Below are 15,371 nucleotides of genomic sequence, written 5' to 3'. Positions count from 1 at the left end.
AGGAACCTGAGGAGACGACCGCCGGCTCCCGAAGGACTGACGCTACGTCTGATCGTACTTCTTGCCAGAGGGAGTATCGGAGGAAACCGGATAAAGCTTAAAGACCGGGCAAGCGCTTCCAGATCTACGAACGCGCGAGAGAGGGCGGCTGTTACAACAGCCCGGAAAAGAGCCTTTAACCGGAGTGGGGGGCGTCTGGAAAAGGAGTATAAACGGGTCGTCCCACCCGCGCAAGGTTGCGCGAGTGGGACACCAGATCGTTACAACAGTCGGCCGTGTTATTTATTGGCGGCCAGCGCGGCGGAGCGATCCCACAATTTGAGCGCTTCGGTGAGTTCCGGGTCGATCGAGTTCACGATCGGATGCCACACCCCGCTGCCATAGAGCTGCCGTGCGATGAGGGCCTTGAGGCGGGTCTCGATCGTAAGCCGCTGCTCGTTGGCGTCGGAACGGGCAAAGACCTTCTTCTCTTCGGAAACCTGGCCGGCGTCGGACGTCAGCGTGACGCCCTTGTCCGCCGCGTATTTCCAGAAGGCGTCCCACGTGGCGTCGTCGACTTCGTAGGAGCTGATAAACGCGCTGCGTTTGTCCGACCACTGCTCGCGATACATCTGTTCGTGGGTCTCGAACCACTCACGGGCGAAGAGCTGATCCAGCTGGTTACCGATGATGGCGCCGGCGACCGGCGAGGAGAGCGTGTCCAGCGGGACGATATAGTCCGGCAGGATGCCGCCGCCGCCGAACACGATCCGGTTGTGCGTGGTGCGGAACTTGAGCGAATCGGGGACGCTGTCCACGTAGTCGTTGAGGCTGAACGTGGTGACGTGGCTGAGCGATTTGTTCTCGTAGTACGATTCGAGATCGCCGCCTTCGTACGGCGTCTGGATGAGCCGGCCCGACGGCGTGTAGTACCGGGAGATGGTCATCTGGAGTACGCTCTTGTCCGGCAGCTCGAACTGGGACTGGACGAGGCCCTTGCCGAACGTCCGGCGACCGACGATCAGGGCCCGGTCATGATCCTGCAGCGCGCCGGCGACGATTTCGCTCGCCGAAGCCGAATATTCGTTGACGAGGACGATCACCGGCTGGGTTTCGAGCTCGCCGCCGGCGGTCGAGTGCTTCACCTGATCGTACTGCGCGTTGCGCCCCTTCGTGTACACGATGATCTTGCCGTCCGCGATCATCTCATCGGCGATCTTGACGGCCGCCTCCATGATCCCGCCGCCATTGTAGCGCAGGTCGATCACGAGCCGCTTCATGCCTTCGCCGAGCAACTGGTCGACGCTTTCGCGGAATTCCTTGTACGTCGTCATCGCGAAGCGGCCGATACGCACGTAACCCGTCTCGTCGTCGATCATGTACGAGGCATCGATCGTGGTGAGCGGAATCCGTCCGCGCTTGACCGTGAAGTCGATCGGATCTTTCGATCCGGGGCGCTTGACCGACATCTTGACGCGGGTGCCGATATCGCCCTTGAGATGTTTCTGGACCTCGTTCGTCGAAAACCCGACCGCGTTCGTGTCGTCGATCGCGATGATCCGGTCGCCGGCGAGCACGCCCACCGTCTCGCTCGGGCCATCCGTCACCGTGGAAACCACCCGGATCGTGTCGCGGATGATTTCGAAAAGAATGCCCACGCCGCCGAAGGAGCCCTTGTAGCTTTCCTGCAAATCGGCGATCTCTTCGGGGCTGATATAAATCGAGTGCGGATCGAGGTCTTCGAGCATGCTGTTGACCGCGCTCTCGACGAGCTTCTTCGGATCCGCTTCGTCGACATACTGACGCTGGATGATCAGAAACGCATTCTCGAGCTTGCGGAGCTGCTCGTACGTGTCCGTATCCGAAAGCACGGATTCGATCTTCATGCCAAGGACCAGCCCGATGACGAGCAGGATGAATCCGGGGATGACGTAGGTTTTTTTCATGCGTTGCATCGTCCTAGGGTGCGTCCGAAGTGCCGCTGGGAACGGTCGGGCGTGAAAAGTGCGTCGGGGCGGACCAGACCGTTTTGCTAAAGTAATAAAAATCAGAACGGTATTCATTCGCCCGAGCCGGCATTTTGTTGCAAGGTTCCAGCATTTCGCGCATGCGCCTTTGGCGCACGCGGGTGCATGCGGACAGGTTGCGGACTGGCCGGCTCGTACGAAAACGGGGTATCCTCTGGGTGTCAGCCGCCACGCACAAACCTTAAACGCGCGCACCCGTAACCTGCCCCGATCTTCAACCCAGTAACCTGACAACCTGCAACCTGCCAACCTGCAACCTGCCAACCTGCAACCTGACAACCTGTAACCTGCCAACCTGCAACCCGCCAACCACAACCTGTAACCTTTCCCGAACCCCGCGCGTCTCTCCCCGCAACGGATCGGAAATACCGAACACGAGTGTGCACAGGGGCATCACGTGACCCATCGACAATTCGAGCAACACGTTTTACAGTATCAGCATCGGGTCTTCGGGTTCGCCTACCATTTCCTCGGCGACCGCGAGGAGGCGGAAGACGTCACGCAGGAGGTCTTCATCCGCTTCTGGAATCATCGCGGTGAGGTAGACGGGGGGCAGCCCATAGGCTGGTTGCTGCGCGTGACGCGCAATGCATCCGTCGATGCGTTGCGTCGCCGGAATTCGTATCGAAAAACCATTTCCGGCGACTCCGAGCAGGTCGAACTCGCCCGAGGCGACGCGCCGGGGCCGGCGAAGGATGCCGAGAGCAGCGACTTTCGGGCCATGCTGGATCAGGCGCTGGACCGGTTGTCCGAGCCGTATAAAAGCCTGGTCATCTTGCGCGAACTGCAGGATCTGAGCTACCAGGAGATCGCCGATACGCTGGCACTCCCGCTCACGACCGTCAAAGTCTACCTGCACCGCGCCCGCAAGATGTTGCGCGACCACTTAACGGAGGTAATGCATCGTGAAACCCATTGACGACCTGCCGGCTGACGCCTGGATCGATGAACGGCTCGAAGCCTTCCTCGACGACGAGCTGCCTCCCGAAGAACGGGCGGAGATGGAACGCGCCCTGGACGCCCGGGCGATGTGGTCTGCCCGGCTCGACCTGGCGGAGCGCATCAAGACGACCCTCCACGCCACGGACACCCCGCCGGCGCCGCCCCAGCTGACGCGCACCATCCTCGCCCGCACCCGCCGCCTCTGGTGGCGCGAGCGGCTGCGCCACGGGTTGAACCTGTTCGTGCTCCCCCTGCGCGCGGCCTGGCAACCCGCCCTGGCGCTGGCCAGCGTGGCCATGCTCGCCACGTTCCTGTATTTCGCGGACGGCCTCGGCCTCCGCCCCCCTTCGACCGTGCCCGAACCCAGCGTCGAACAGGCCCTGGCCGAAGTCAAATGGACCCTGGGCTACATCAGTAAAACAGGCAAAAAGACGGGCGAGTCCGTGCAAAACGCCATGGGTCCCATGCTGCGAGAAACACCCCATGAGTAACCACCACACGTTTATGAAGGCTGTTCACACCCGTCTGCCCATGCTGCTGTTGAGCCTCGCGCTCGCCGGCGCCGCCCGGCCGGCGCTCGGCCAGGACGACCTGGCCCAGGTAGCGGGGTATGTCGACTTCACCGACCTGGCCGACCAGTTCGGCGAGGCGCCGACGCTCGAAGTCAACATCAAAGGGCCCTTGCTCAAACTCGTCGCCGAGGCGTCCCGCGAAGAGGATCCCGAACTGGCGGACCTGCTGCTCAAGCTCCAGGCGATCCAGGTGCGCGGCTATCCGCTCCGCCGTTCCCAGTTCCGAAGCATGGAGCGGCGCTCCCTCATGCTGGCCGAACGGCTCTCCGAAGCCGGCTGGGAGACCGTCGTCAACCTGCGCGATTACGGCCAGTATGTCGATATGTATGTCAAACAAAACCCGAAGGCCATCGAAGGCATGGTGCTCCTCGTGCTCGACACCGAGGCCGGCGAGACGGTCTTCATCAACATCGTCGGCGACATCGACCCCGGTGAAATGGGGCGCATCGGAAGCAAATTCACGACGACCCCGCTCGACGATCTTTCCAACTGACGCCAGACACACGATGAACGTGCACCGCCTGCTACCCGTCCTCTTCCTGGCCCTGGCCACTTCGGGCTGCTACCAGTTGAACGAGATGCGCTCCCTCCGCGACGACATCGGACACGAAACCGATACCCGGTTCGACACCGGCGTGTCGCTGTCCCTGGGGCCCGGCATGGCCCAGACCGCCAGCTGGATCACCCGGCACGTGGACGATACCGATGCCCGGATGGTCAGTCGCGCGCTGAATGGCGTGCGCCGGATGAAGGGCGCCGTTTACCCCTTCAAGCACGCCGGCAACGCTTGGGATCTCGATCCCCGTGCATTGCCTCACTTCTCCCATAACGGATGGGAGCTTGCCCTCAAGACGGTCGATTACGACGACGTATCCTGGGTCTTCTACCGGGAGCGGCGCGGCTCCGTCCGCGACATCTACACGATCGTCATCACCGACTCCGAGCTGGTGCTGGTGCGCGTCCAGGGGCACCTGAACGCGTTGCTCGACCTCGCCATCGCGGAGGCCGAAGGCGAGGGGACCGAAATCGTCGATCTGGAATATTGACCGAACGTTTGTTCGCTGGCGCGTAAAACGCAGGGCACCGCCGCCGGCCGCATCGCGGCGGCCACGTTCCACCCGCCATCGACGCCGTGCTCACCTCCTCGAACCCTCCTCCCGTCCGCGCCTATTCCCGGCGCTTTCGGCTGCTGGCCGTCTACGGCACGGCGCTGCGCATCGTGATGAGCTACCTGGGCGTCCAGCTCGCCGGCATGTTCCGGAGCCCCGACTGGAAGCAGCGGCGGCTGCCCGCGGTGCACCGGATCAATGCCCGGCGAGTCGAGCAGATGATCGTCCGCCACAAGGGCCTGTTCATCAAGGTCGGGCAGCTGATCAGCATCCTCACGAACTTCCTGCCGGAAGATTTTCGCGCCGGCCTCGAAGGGCTGCAGGACCAGATCCCGCCGCGTCCGTTCGAGGAAATTGAACGGCGCATCCTGCTCGAACTCGGGGACACCCCCGATGCGCTCTTCGCCGAATTCGAGCGGGACCCGGTCGCGAGCGCCTCGCTTGCGCAGGTCCACCGCGCCCGCCTCGCCGACGGCCGGCTCGTCGCCGTGAAGGTGCAGCATGTCGACATCGAGGCGATGGCGAAGATCGACCTGCGCACGATTCGCAACCTGCTCGGCCTCATCAGCGCCGTGTTTCGCGTCCGCGGGCTGGACACGCAGTACCAACAGCTGGAAGCGATGATCGCGGAGGAGCTCGACTTCGAGCAGGAGGCCCGCAACATCGAGCAGATCGCCGCTTGTTTCACGGCCGATCCGCGGACCCACTTCCCCACCGTCGTCCACGAGCGGTCGAGCCGGCGCATCCTCACCACCGAGTTCATCGAGGGGGTCAAGGTCACCCACCTCGCCGCGCTGGACGCGCTGGGCATCGACCGCGCGTCGCTCGCCGAACACATCGTCCGCGTGTATTGCCAGATGATCTTCACCGACGGCATCTACCACGCGGATCCGCATCCCGGCAACATCCTGGTGCGGCCGGATGGGAGCGTCGTTTTTCTCGATTTTGGCGCCGTGGCCACGCTGTCGCCGGAGATGAAAGCCGGCATTCCGGAGTTCCTCTCCGGCGCCCTGAGCCGCGACCCGGAACGCATCACCCGGGCGCTACGGCAGATGGGCTTTATCGCGCACGGGCATGGCGATGCCGAAGCGACCGCGCGCCGGCTGATCGACTACGTACACGAGCAGTTTCTGTCCGATCTCCCGCTCGAGGCGCTCCACCTGGACCACATCAACGCCGAAAACGCGCTGGAATCGAAGATGGAAATGATCGCCGATCTGCGGCGCATGAATATCTCGATCCGCGAGCTGACGAGCACCTTCCAGGTGCCCAAGGACTGGATGCTCCTCGAACGCACCATGTTGCTGCTGCTCGGGCTCTGTACCCACCTGCATCCCTCCATGAACCCGATGACGATCATCCAGCCCTATCTGGAGGAAGTCGTCCTCGGCAAGGACCGCGACTGGACCGCCTTCGTCGGCGCCATGGTCAGGGATGTGGCGCGCACCGCGCTCTCCATCCCCGACGAAATGCACCGGCTGCTGGTGCGCGCCAACCAGGGCGAACTCGAGGTGCGGATCAAGGGGCTGCGGCAAACCACCAACCTGGTCTATGCCCTCGGCCACCAGTTTCTGTTCGGGATGCTGGCGCTCGGCGCCGGCGCGCTCGCCTTCAACGCCCGCTCCGGCGGCGACCCCGCCTGGACGTACGCGTGGCTCGGCATCGCCGTCGCCTGCGCCGCGCTGATGGCCGGCACGTACCTCTCCGCCCGGAAGTGGCTGCGGGACTGACCGGCCGCGGCCTCCCGCCATGCGCCAGAGTCCCGCATCAGACGCCCCATGCGCCGGGCCGGCGGGGCAATCGCATGCTCTTCAAACGTGTGCATCTCCCGGTTTGGGAGTATGGGGGTGTGGGAGGTTTTGCGGTAAAAAGTGCCCCCCATGCACCCAAACTCCCAACCGCTTCTCACGGCCAAGGCGAAAATGCGATTGCCCTGGCCGGGCCGGCAGATGGCTGTAATCCGAGGATGAAAGTCCGTATTATAGCGCGGCAGGGAGGCGACCCACCGAAACCGGACCTGCCCCTGCTCGTATGCGAACCTGCTTCTTTCACTGAACCATTGGAAAACAATGCGTAGCAAAGGCACGCTTGCTTTACTGATCATCATCCTGCTGGTCGCCTTCGCCGGTTGCGCGGGATGCGGCTCCTACAACAGTCTCGTCTCCCTCGACGAAAGCGTCGCGACGGCCTGGGGCAATGTTCAGACCCAGTACCAGCGCCGCGCTGACCTCATCCCGAACCTGGTCAATACCGTGAAGGGCGCGGCCGAATTCGAGCAGGGCACGCTCGAGTCCGTCACCAACGCCCGGGCACGCGCCACGCAGATCAACCTGAGCGTGGACGACCTCAACGATCCCGACAAACTCCGCGCCTTCCAGGAGGCCCAGTCCCAGCTGGGAAGCGCGCTCGGCCGGCTGCTCGCGGTGTCCGAAAACTACCCGCAACTGCGCGCCACCGAAGCCTTCCGCGACCTTCAGGTGCAACTGGAAGGCACGGAAAACCGCATCAATACGGCTCGCCGTGACTACAACAACGCCGTACAAAGCTATAACACCACGGCGAGACAGTTTCCGACCAACATGATCGCCGGCCTCTTCGGCTTCGACCGCAAGACCGCATTCGAGGCCGACCAGGGCGCCCAGAACGCGCCTACGGTGCAGTTTTAGTCATTGGTCATTGGTCATTGGTCATTGGTCATTGGTCATTGGTCATTGGTCATTGGCGAACGCGTTGCCTGGAGCGGGTTCCCCGTGACCGATGACCCGTGACCGCCCTCAGGGCACAATGCCCCCGATCGCACACCTCTTCCCGATCCTTGCCGTTGTTCACTCGATATAAGGCGCCGTTCTTCTTGCTCGCCGTACTGGCGCTCTTGAGCCCGGCGCGCGCCCTGGCGCAGCGCTTCGATGTGCTGGCGCCGACCGGGCAGTGGGTCACCGACCGGGGGGATTTCCTGTCGCCGAACGAAGAGCGGTTGCTGAGCCAGAAACTGGCGGCGTATGAGGATTCGACGTCGACACAGATCGTGGTCGTCACCCTGCCGGATCTCGGCGGGGCGGACCCGGGCGAGTATGCCACCGAGCTGGGCCGGCGCTGGGGTGTGGGCCAGAAAGGCCAGGATAACGGCGTCGTCATCCTCGCGTCCAGGAACGATCGAAAGATCTTTATCGCCACAGGGTACGGCATCGAGGGCGCGATCCCCGATGCCGTGGCCGGGCGCATCGTGCGCAACATCATCGTGCCGGCGTTTCGCGACGGCCGCTATTACGATGGCTTTTCGCGCGCAGCGGACGCCCTGATCCTGTCGGCGAAGGGCGAGTTCGAGGCGGAGCCCCGATCCTCCCTCCCGGATGTCGATTACCTCGGCATCATTTTCTGGATCGTCATCATCCTCATTATCGTCATCAGCCGGTCGTCCGGCGGCGGACGGGGCGGCAAGCGGTATCGCAGCCGGCGCCACGGCAACCTGCCGCTCATCATCTGGGGATCGATCCTGGACGACGCCATGCGACAGGGCCGGCGTGGCGGCGGCAACTGGGGTGGCGGCGGCTGGGGTGGCGGCGGTTTTGGAGGCGGCGGTGGCGGCTTCGGCGGATTCGGGGGCGGCGGTGGCAGCTTCGGCGGCGGCGGCGCCGGCGGAAGCTGGTGACCCTGCCGGCCCACCGCGTAAATCAGGCAAAATCATGTCCAGGCTCGACTCGCTCCTCGGTTTCTTGCGCGAAGATCCGAACGACACCTTTACCCTCTTTGCCATCGCCTCAGAGTTTCGTAAACTGGGGGACGACGAACAGGCGCTTGCGTACTTCAACCGATTGGCGGAACATCACCCCGACTATGTGGGGACGTATTACCATCTGGGCAAGCTGCTCGAGTCGCTGCACCGTGCGGAGGAAGCCATCGCCGTGTACACCCGCGGAATTCGCAAGGCGGAGGAACTTCGGGACTTCCATGCACGTGCAGAGCTACAAGACGCGCTGATGCGCGCCCGGGGCGTCGATTTCGACGACAACCCGTAAGCGCGCACCCCACTCCATCGCCCTTTCCGTTGCCATGCGTTTCCTCCGACACCTCATCGGCTGCTCCCTCTTCCTGATCTTCGCCGTCTCGTTCGCCACCGCGCAAACGCCGACGACGTCGTACACCGTCAAAAAGGGAGATACGCTGTACAGCATTGCCCGCGCGCACGAGATGTCGGTCGACGAGTTGCGGTCGATGAACGGCCTGCAGAACAATACCATCTATTCGGGGCAGTCGCTCAAGGTGCGCACGCCGCTCACGGGCCCGCGACCTGTGCTCGAGGAGCCGCGCCGTCCGCGCCCCAACGACCCCGTGGCGCCCTCGCCCTCCGAGGAGAACACGATAACCGTGCGCACGTCCTCTTCGCGCCCGGCCGAGCCGACCGCCGCCGCGGCCGCCTACACGCCCGGACGCGGCAAGCGGACGTATACGGTACAACCCGGCGACACGTACTACAGCATCGGCGTCGCGATGGGCGTGCCGGCGTACGCCATCTTTGCGCTCAACGACGGCGACGGGTCGCCGCTCGAGCCCTACCAGTCGATCTGGGTGCCGGAAGCCCCTTCGCGTTCATCGGGCAGCCAGGGCGGCAGCCAGACCTACCGCGTCCGACGCGGCGACACGATGTTCAGCATCGCGCGGGAAAACAACATCACCGTGGGCGAATTACGCCAGGCCAACGGACTGGAAGGCAGCCAGCTGCGCGTCGACCAGGTGCTCAAGATTCCCCAGGGACAGCCGGCAGCGGCTCGCAAGAACCAGGCGTTGCCACCCGTGTTCGAGCAGGGCGTGGTGGATGTCTACCCGGATACGTTTGCCGGGCGCGTCCTGACCAGCGGCCGCCCCTACGACCCCACGCGCTTCACGGTCAGCCATCCGGATCTTCCGATGGAATCGATCGTGTTGTTGACCAATCCGGCGACGGGCATGAGCACGTTCGCCGAAGTGAGCGATCGCGGCCCGGCCGACGGTCGTTTTATCATGGATATCTCTTCCGCCGTGGCGCGCGAACTCGGGCTGTCCGTGGGCAGCCGCGATGTCGTGCAGGTGCGGGTCGTCGAGTGACGCCCCCGCCGGCCACGCTCCGCTCCTCTCTCTAAAAAGTCGCCGACATCTCGCATCTCCGTCGCGACGCGTACGTAACGGCCGCTATGGCTTCGCCGAACGATACCAGAACCACGCGCTCTCCGGAACCGGAACGGCCTACCACCTATCTGGGCCTGACGCGAACGGGCACCTACGGTTTTTTGAGCGCGCTCCCGCTCATCCTCCTCTACGAAGTGCTGATCATCAGCGCGAATCGCGGACGATCCGGGGAAATCCGGGTCAGCTCCGAAGTATGGCTGAAGGAGATCCTCGCCTCGATGGGTCTGCAAAGCCTGCACCTGCTCGCCGGCATCGTCCTCGTCATCGGCTTCGGCATCGTGATCTACGAACGCCAGAAGAAGATCCCGATCCGCATCCGGTATTTCGCCGGCATCCTCATCGAGAGCTCGCTGTACGCCGTGCTCGTGGCCATGCTCGTGTCCGAAATCGTATGGCGCATCTTCGACCCCCAGCTGCTGCCACCGAACATGATCCTCCAGGACGCGGTGCCGGATCTGTGGACCCAGATCGCCCTGTCCATCGGCGCCGGGATCTATGAGGAACTGCTCTTCCGCGTCATCGTCGTAGGCGGCGTATACCTGTTCCTGCATGCCCTGCTCGGGTTCAAGAGCGTGGCCTATCTGGTGGCCGCGGTGTCCGGTGCGCTTCTGTTCAGTTTCGTGCACTACATCGGGCCGCTCGGCGATCCGTTTACGATGACCTCGTTCACGTTTCGCTTTTTATTCGGGCTGGCGCTCAATATTCTATACCTGACCCGCGGCTTTGGCGTCGCCGCGTGGACCCACGCGCTCTACGATGTGATGATCGTGACCCACCTGCTCGGCTGAACCCCGCCGGGCCCGCTCAGTACAATAACGGCATACTCACCCTCATTCCACCGCGCAACACATGATGAACTCCGTTCGCACCGCCGCCCTGATGGCGTTTTTGATCGTGCTGTTCGCCCTGATCGGCCGGGGCATCGGCGGCTCGCAGGGCATGACCATCGCTTTTGTCATGGCGCTCGTCATGAATTTCGGCAGCTACTGGTTCAGCGACAAGATCGTTTTGCGGATGTACAAGGCCTCGGAGGTCAGTCCGAAAGAGGCGCCTGAACTGTTCGAGATGGTCGACCGGCTGCGCCAGCGAGCCGGCCTACCCATGCCCAAGGTATACGTGATCCCGTCCGATCAGCCCAATGCCTTCGCCACCGGCCGCAACCCCGAGCACGCCGCCGTCGCCGTCACCAGCGGCATCGTGCGGCTCCTGAGCCCCGCCGAGCTCGAGGGCGTCATCGGCCACGAGCTTGCGCACGTCAAAAACAGGGATATCCTGACCTCGTCCATCGCCGCAACCATCGCGTCCGCCATTACCATGCTGGCGCGCTTCGCGCTGTTCTTCGGGGGTGGAGACCGCGACCGGAATGCGATCGTCAACCTGTTGATGCTGATCTTCGCACCGATCGCCGCCATGATGATCCAGATGGCGATCTCGCGTTCCCGGGAGTTCGTGGCCGATCACGACGGCGCCGAGATCGCCGGCAACCCCCGCGCGCTGGCCAACGCCCTCGCCCGGCTCCATCAGGGCGCGGAGCGCATCCCCATGCATGCCGGCAACGAGGCCACCGCGCACATGTTCATCGTCAATCCATTCTTCGGCGGGCTCGGCAAACTGTTCGCCACCCACCCTCCGATGGAAGAACGGATCGAACGCCTCCTCGAACTGGAGCGTACAGGATTTCAGGATTGAACCCTGTAACTGATCTTACGCACGATAGCCTCAGGTCTTGTGATGCAGGATACAGGGATGCAGGATGATCGATAAAACGGACGGGGTTTTGGTAAACATCCTGCAACTTGCATCCCGCATCGATAGATCACGTCATTAACGTGCGTAACGTCAACATGTAAGATGAAAATTGGACTGCTCCTAGCGCAGGGCAATCGCATGCTCTTCAAACGTGAGCATGTCCCGGACTGGGGTATGGGGGTATGGGGGGTGTTGCGGTATAAAAAAAACCCGAACTCCCCTCCGCTTTTCACGGCCACGGCGAGTAGGCAATTGCCCTGGCGCCTGGCGGTTCATTTTGCACTTCTTACTTTTCATTTTTCAATTTCACCACACCATAATCAGCGCTCCGTCGACCGCGAGGGGCTCGGGTATGGGCTGACCGGGGATGCCGAGCAGGTAGTGGCCGTCCACGGTGCGCAGCACGGTGCGGTTTCCGGCCCAGCCCCAGAGGTCCAGCTTGCCGGCGGCGCGGGGTTGCTCGGCCACCTGGTACACGGCGTTGTCGTCCATCGAGCGGACACCCTTCTGGTAGAGCTCGCCGTGCACGAAGGTCCGGTCGTACGCGAGATACCGGCCGTCCGGAGACCATTGCGGGCGGGTTTCGCTCGGCATCACGGTGTCCGTCGCGCGCACGATGAAGGTCGCTTCGCCGGCCGCGAGGTCGTAGACGGCCAGATGCCGGATCGACGGGTCCGTCTGCGAGGTCACGTCGAACGCGAGTTTCGACCCGTCCGGTGACCAGGCGAGATTCCTGGGATGATACCGTTCGCCCGCGACCGGACGCTCGTTCGACCCGTCGAGCTCGGCGATCATCAGCGTAGAATCCGGTTCGTAGGTGCGTTTTTCCCGATTGTATTCCAGCTCACGAAAGATGTAGGCGACATGCCGGCCCGTGGGCGAAGGCGTCACCTGATGCTTCTTGAGCAGGGAGAACGTGGTCGTGGTGGCGCAGCCGGACGCCTCCACGAGGTAGATCGATTTCCCGTCGCCCACCAACATCCGATCGGCCGTGGGCCATCCGTAGACGATTCGGGATGCCGTACACCCGGACGGGCGCATTGTCATGCCGGCCGTCTCGACGACGACCATGCCCCCGGGGCCGGGCGCATCGCCGTCGGGCGTGTAATACCCTGCGACCAGCGCGCCCTCATCCGGACGCCAGGCCATCGTGACTTCGCGTCGTTTCGCGGCAAGCGGCAGCGTCCGGGCAGCGCCCTGACCGGGCGTGACGACCGCGAGATAGGTCGAGTCGTTCCGCGTAAACGCGACAGCCAGCATGGCGCCCGACGGGGCGAGGGATCGCGCGACGACGGCCTCCATGGCCGGCCCCACCCGGTCCACCGTCCCGGCAGGCATCGCGGCGCGCAGGAGGCCGTCCGGGCTGGCCACCAGCATCGAATAGGTCGGTCCGGCCGGCTCCCGGGGTAGATCCGCCGGGGCGAGGGTCTGCGGCCCCGAGCAGGCCGAGATCAGGAAGCCGGCGAGGAGCGCCGGCGCCAGGTAGGTACATCGAAAACGATCTATGTGCATGCCTACAGGGTGCGTGTCGTGATGATGGGGTGTGCAGCTCAAAAACGAGGCCAAAAGGTAAGAAATCTCCCGCCGGATTCCTCGCCGGCTTACTACGTCGTGTAGGCGTTTTGTCCGCCATCCTTTTGCACGGAAAGCGCTGGCGGCGCGCTTTCGATGCCGTTACTTTCCCAGGCACATCTCTGTTGTTCCTGCGGCTACCCTGCGATGATCCCCCTGGCCGTCCCTTCTGCACCCGAGTTGTTTCAAAACAACTTGTTGTTCATTACCGCCATGTTCGCCACTCTGGACAAGCCGGCTGCCCCGCGCACGCCGGCTGCATCGATTCGATCCGCCGCCCCCTTTCTCAGCATCATTGAAAACCTGACCGACCGGACGCACCGCAACCTGTCCCCCGAGTTACCGGAAGGACGGGAGGCGCTTGCGACGCTCCTCGAGCGCGCCATGGCGACGTCGCCGCTCGGTTTCCGGCGGCTGAACTATCTCCAGCTGCTGCGGCGCCTGCATCGCCGCATGCGGGCGGCCGGCGAAAGCGACCTCACCGCATACTGCGCCATGGCCGAAGCACATCCGGAGGAATTGTCCCAGCTCCGGCGCAATCTGCATGTGCGCTCAACCCGCTTCTTCAGCGATCCCGAATCGCTGTTCGTGCTCGAACGGTACGCCCTGCTCGGCCTGTTCGCGGCAGGTTCGCTCAAGGGGGGCATTCGCATCCTCGTGACGGGCAGCGGGAGCGGTGAGGAAGCCTATTCGGTGGCCCTGCTCCTCCACGAGTACGCGCGATGCATGGAGCAACCGCCCGCGATCGAAATCCACGCCGTCGAAAACGACGAGACGCAGGTGGATGTGGCCCGCCGAGGCCGGTATCCGCGCGCCCTGGCCGACGACCTCTCGGACGCCTGTCTGGCCGGCTACTTCACCGAAGACGCGGACGGCTTCACGTTGCTACCGCACGTGCGCGAAAGCGTGGTATTTCACCACGGGGTGCCGGCCGAGGACGTGGCGTTCGACGAACTCGACCTCATCGTCAGCCGGAACCCTGTATTGCTGATGGATCCCGTCCGCCAGGATGAACTGCTGCGTTCCTGCCACGCCCGGCTGCGGACGGGCGGCTACCTCCTGCTGGGAGCTCCGATGAGCGCGGAGGAATCCTCCGCCTATTTCGACAACGTCGTCGCGTCGAGCGGACTGTATCGGAGCCGCGAGCTCGATGCGGATGTGCCCGCGCCCCTCACCGAAGCCTCCCTGACCGAGGCGCATCAAAAAATGCGGACGCGCGGCCTGCTCGCCTACGCCCGCTATCTGAAGGAAGAGCTGTTCCAGAGCGAAGAGCGGGCGCGCATGACCCAGGAATACCTCGAAGGCAGCCACGACGTGATGGCCGACGATACCGACGCGCTGCGCGAGGCGTACGCCCAGCTCGAACAGGTCATCGCCGCCAGCAACACCGGGCTGCTGCATCTGGATTCCCATCTCCGCGTGCGGCTGTATTCGCATGGGCTGCCGGGCATCCTCGATCTCGAAGCCGGCGATATCGGGCGCCCGCTCACCGACTTCTCGTGGCCTGTCCGCCATACCCTGCAGGAGATGGCATCGGACGCCCTGCGGACGCACTTGCCGGCGGAACGCGCCGTTTCGCTCCGCGAGCGGACCTATCAGATCCAGGTCAACCCGCTGGACGATCCGGCCGCCGGCGCGATGGGCGTGGTGTGCTCGTTCATCGACACGACGACTTTCACCCGTTCCGACGAGTGGGTCGATCTCCAGCGCCAGGCCTTCGATCAACTGCACGACCCGGTCATCGTGACGAACCGAGCGCTCCAGGTGCTGTTCGCCAACGACGCCGCCTCGCAGCGGTACGGCATCGACCGGCAGCGGGCCGCCGGCCGCAACCTGAGCGATCTGCTGCAGATCGACTGGCCCACGCCGGTGGAACGCCAGCAGGCCCACGACGCGCTGGTGGAAACCGGGTCGTGGGTAGGCCGGCAGGTGCACCGGACGCTGACGGGCGGCGCCTACGACGTCGAGACCGCCGTAAGCATGCTGCGCGACGCGAAAGGGGAAGAAATCGGGATGATGATCGCCGTGCGAGACCTCACGTACCGCAATCCCCTGGGTATCGAGGCGCTGAGGCAGATGATCAGCGACCTGGATGCGCGCAACGCGTCCCAGTCGAAGGACGGGGCGCCGGCCGAAGCGACGCCGCTCCCCGAGCTGCGCCCCAATCGGCCGCCGCGGGAACGGTCACTTTTCCGGTAGGCCGCATGGCGCTGGAATTGGGGCAGCCGACACCGCCTTGCGGGATTGTTTGCGTATCT

Annotated in this window: 14 protein-coding genes; 12 read left to right on the top strand and 2 right to left on the bottom strand. The window is 63.9% G+C overall.

Going from position 1 to position 15,371, the window contains the following annotated elements; genetic code table 11:
- Positions 1-278 precede the first annotated feature (278 nt).
- The gene (locus R2834_06060; protein ID MEZ4699874.1) at positions 279-1,925 is read right to left on the bottom strand and encodes a S41 family peptidase; all 1,647 of its coding nucleotides are present in this window, start codon (positions 1,923-1,925) and stop codon (positions 279-281) included.
- A gap of 478 nt (positions 1,926-2,403) precedes the next feature.
- On the opposite strand from R2834_06060, the gene R2834_06055 reads away from it, so the two are divergent.
- The 11 genes from R2834_06055 to htpX all read left to right on the top strand — a co-directional run bounded on the left by R2834_06055 (position 2,404) and on the right by htpX (position 11,481).
- A complete protein-coding gene (locus R2834_06055) occupies positions 2,404-2,925 on the top strand; it encodes a sigma-70 family RNA polymerase sigma factor (GenBank protein ID MEZ4699873.1) in 522 nt (173 codons plus the stop codon).
- Positions 2,912-3,439, top strand: a complete 528-nt coding sequence (locus R2834_06050; protein MEZ4699872.1) for a zf-HC2 domain-containing protein — start codon at positions 2,912-2,914, stop codon at positions 3,437-3,439. Before R2834_06055 ends, R2834_06050 begins: the two co-directional genes overlap by 14 nt.
- Before the next feature lie 13 nt (positions 3,440-3,452).
- Positions 3,453-4,013, top strand: a complete 561-nt coding sequence (locus tag R2834_06045; protein MEZ4699871.1) for a DUF4252 domain-containing protein — start codon at positions 3,453-3,455, stop codon at positions 4,011-4,013.
- Positions 4,014-4,026: 13 nt separating this feature from the next.
- Positions 4,027-4,566, top strand: coding sequence for a DUF4252 domain-containing protein (locus tag R2834_06040; GenBank protein MEZ4699870.1), 540 nt, complete (start codon positions 4,027-4,029; stop codon positions 4,564-4,566).
- An 86-nt stretch (positions 4,567-4,652) separates the two neighbouring features.
- Complete coding sequence (locus tag R2834_06035; protein MEZ4699869.1) at positions 4,653-6,359, top strand: AarF/UbiB family protein; 1,707 nt, start codon at positions 4,653-4,655, stop codon at positions 6,357-6,359.
- 339 nt (positions 6,360-6,698) lie between these two features.
- Positions 6,699-7,295, top strand: a complete 597-nt coding sequence (locus tag R2834_06030) for a LemA family protein (protein MEZ4699868.1) — start codon at positions 6,699-6,701, stop codon at positions 7,293-7,295.
- Between the two features lie 185 nt (positions 7,296-7,480).
- Positions 7,481-8,278 (top strand): TPM domain-containing protein, encoded by a 798-nt coding sequence (locus R2834_06025; protein MEZ4699867.1) that lies wholly within the window; start codon positions 7,481-7,483, stop codon positions 8,276-8,278.
- A 34-nt stretch (positions 8,279-8,312) separates the two neighbouring features.
- Complete coding sequence (locus R2834_06020) at positions 8,313-8,645, top strand: tetratricopeptide repeat protein (GenBank protein MEZ4699866.1); 333 nt, start codon at positions 8,313-8,315, stop codon at positions 8,643-8,645.
- A 34-nt stretch (positions 8,646-8,679) separates the two neighbouring features.
- Positions 8,680-9,711 carry a LysM peptidoglycan-binding domain-containing protein gene (locus tag R2834_06015; GenBank protein MEZ4699865.1) on the top strand — a complete coding sequence of 344 codons (1,032 nt, stop codon included), beginning with the start codon at positions 8,680-8,682 and terminating at the stop codon, positions 9,709-9,711.
- 86 nt (positions 9,712-9,797) lie between these two features.
- Entirely contained in the window at positions 9,798-10,580 is a 783-nt protein-coding gene (locus R2834_06010) for a CPBP family intramembrane glutamic endopeptidase (GenBank protein ID MEZ4699864.1), read from the top strand.
- A gap of 64 nt (positions 10,581-10,644) precedes the next feature.
- Positions 10,645-11,481, top strand: coding sequence for a zinc metalloprotease HtpX (htpX, locus tag R2834_06005; GenBank protein ID MEZ4699863.1), 837 nt, complete (start codon positions 10,645-10,647; stop codon positions 11,479-11,481).
- Between the two features lie 366 nt (positions 11,482-11,847).
- Here htpX and R2834_06000 read toward each other — a convergent pair whose 3' ends face one another.
- Complete coding sequence (locus R2834_06000; GenBank protein ID MEZ4699862.1) at positions 11,848-13,053, bottom strand: hypothetical protein; 1,206 nt, start codon at positions 13,051-13,053, stop codon at positions 11,848-11,850.
- A gap of 273 nt (positions 13,054-13,326) precedes the next feature.
- Here R2834_06000 and R2834_05995 point away from each other — a divergent pair, with 273 nt between their 5' ends.
- Entirely contained in the window at positions 13,327-15,312 is a 1,986-nt protein-coding gene (locus R2834_05995; GenBank protein ID MEZ4699861.1) for a CheR family methyltransferase, read from the top strand.
- The last annotated feature ends 59 nt before the right edge of the window (positions 15,313-15,371 follow it).

The organism is Rhodothermales bacterium (assembly GCA_041391505.1).
Classification (GTDB): Bacteria; Bacteroidota; Rhodothermia; order Rhodothermales; family JAHQVL01; genus JAWKNW01.
This window is presented reverse-complemented; position numbering and strand designations above follow the sequence as displayed.

Excerpts from the sequence above, each read along its gene's own strand:
- R2834_06015 (MEZ4699865.1), top strand. The coding sequence starts at position 8,680 with ATGCGTTTCCTCCGACACCTCATCGGCTGCTCCCTCTTCCTGATCTTC.
- R2834_06040 (MEZ4699870.1), top strand. The coding sequence starts at position 4,027 with ATGAACGTGCACCGCCTGCTACCCGTCCTCTTCCTGGCCCTGGCCACT.
- htpX (MEZ4699863.1), top strand. The coding sequence starts at position 10,645 with ATGAACTCCGTTCGCACCGCCGCCCTGATGGCGTTTTTGATCGTGCTG.
- R2834_06010 (MEZ4699864.1), top strand. The coding sequence starts at position 9,798 with ATGGCTTCGCCGAACGATACCAGAACCACGCGCTCTCCGGAACCGGAA.
- R2834_06045 (MEZ4699871.1), top strand. The coding sequence starts at position 3,453 with ATGAAGGCTGTTCACACCCGTCTGCCCATGCTGCTGTTGAGCCTCGCG.
- R2834_06020 (MEZ4699866.1), top strand. The coding sequence starts at position 8,313 with ATGTCCAGGCTCGACTCGCTCCTCGGTTTCTTGCGCGAAGATCCGAAC.
- R2834_06000 (MEZ4699862.1), bottom strand. The coding sequence starts at position 13,053 with ATGCACATAGATCGTTTTCGATGTACCTACCTGGCGCCGGCGCTCCTC.
- R2834_06030 (MEZ4699868.1), top strand. The coding sequence starts at position 6,699 with ATGCGTAGCAAAGGCACGCTTGCTTTACTGATCATCATCCTGCTGGTC.
- R2834_06060 (MEZ4699874.1), bottom strand. The coding sequence starts at position 1,925 with ATGAAAAAAACCTACGTCATCCCCGGATTCATCCTGCTCGTCATCGGG.
- R2834_05995 (MEZ4699861.1), top strand. The coding sequence starts at position 13,327 with ATGTTCGCCACTCTGGACAAGCCGGCTGCCCCGCGCACGCCGGCTGCA.